Consider the following 255-nt stretch of genomic DNA (forward strand, 5'->3'; position numbering starts at 1 on the left):
GCCCACCGACCGGGGACGCCTCACCGAGCAGTTCGGTGAGGATCTCGTCGTGCACGTCGGCACGCCAGGGCAGCCCGGTGGCGCCCATCTCCACCGCGATCAGCGTGCCGGCCGACTCGGCAGCCACCAGCAACCGGAACCGGCCCGGGTGCTCGGTCTCGGCGATGCGGGCGAGTTGGTCGGCGTACACCTGGGTCAGTGCGTCGATGCCGGGGCCCGGCGGGCCGGGCAGCGTGTCGAAGAGCGCGCCCTGGC

1 pseudogene is annotated in these 255 nt (G+C 74.1%); it reads right to left on the reverse strand.

Features of this window, described 5'->3' with window-relative positions:
• Positions 1-255 (reverse strand): annotated as a pseudogene (locus C7C45_RS33405) (bifunctional 3'-5' exonuclease/DNA polymerase); the annotation flags it as partial.

The sequence above is a fragment of the Micromonospora arborensis genome (assembly GCF_003205615.1).
Taxonomy (GTDB): Bacteria; Actinomycetota; Actinomycetes; order Mycobacteriales; family Micromonosporaceae; genus Micromonospora; species Micromonospora arborensis.